Genomic DNA, 1,018 nt, shown 5'->3' with positions numbered 1-1,018 from the left:
ATTCGTAAAATAGTAATGGTTTATTAAGTGTACCCTTTTTTAAAAAATTACTTTTTAAAATTTTTTATTTTTTTGTATAACTGGTCTATACATATTATTTTGGCAATAATCATTGGAAGATTTTGATGTACTATTGGACGTATTTTAGTAGAAAATAAATGTTTCATAGATGGCATTAATAAATTGGTCGGAAGATATACAAAGTTAGAAAAAATATATAATAAAGTAAAGAGCATAAAAGTAGGGGGGTGAGATGCTACTTTTAATTATCATTAATGGAAGTGCTCTTTTTTTGATATGTGAGTGTGGTAATAAAACTAATTATTCGAGTAAGAAAAATGAGTTATTGTATTTTATATATTTTGTGATAATTTTTATTAGCAGCTATATTATAAAAAATATAAAAGCAGAAGAAACTCTAGATAAAATAATTACATTTGTTGTAGTATTATTTATTTTTATATTTATGGGTTGGATGATTATTTATAATGGGATGTGTTTTACTTTGAGTAAATTACAACAATATATTAATGGTAATAATAAGTATGAAATTGCAGAAATTTATTATGAAGATAAGACATGTGAAAAGTTTATTTCCATTGAGAAAACTGATAATGAATTTATTGGATATAGTTTGGAAAAAGAAAACATAAAAATAGTGGATAATTCCAAAATAGAAAGTATTGATTATAAAGAACAAGTAAATGATTTAAAAGGACAAAAAAGTGAAAAATATATTGAGAATAGTGATGATGAAAGTGATAAGATAGTAGAATTAATAAAAAGTTATTATAGTAATAAAAAAGATGGAAATGAATTTTATAGCTGGCTGAAGAATAACTCTACAGAAGGATATTATCTTAAAGTGGGAAAGAATATTGAAGCTGAATTATTAGATAAAAAATATAATTTATCAAAGGAAAAGGAGGTTAAGTAACAGTTACAAAAATGTTATAAAACCTTAGAAAAGTGTACTAAAAAATAACAAATTTCAGAAATAGAGATTTATAGATTTGTC

Annotated in this window: 1 protein-coding gene; it reads left to right on the top strand. The window is 22.7% G+C overall.

Translation table 11 applies throughout. From position 1 onward, the window contains the following. Positions 1–253: 253 nt before the first annotated feature. Positions 254–937, top strand: coding sequence for a hypothetical protein (locus BM384_RS17175; RefSeq protein WP_090015507.1), 684 nt, complete (start codon positions 254–256; stop codon positions 935–937). The last annotated feature ends 81 nt before the right edge of the window (positions 938–1,018 follow it).

Source organism: Clostridium sp. DSM 8431 (genome assembly GCF_900116755.1).
In the GTDB taxonomy this organism is placed as follows: domain Bacteria; phylum Bacillota; class Clostridia; order Clostridiales; family Clostridiaceae; genus Clostridium.
This window is presented reverse-complemented; position numbering and strand designations above follow the sequence as displayed.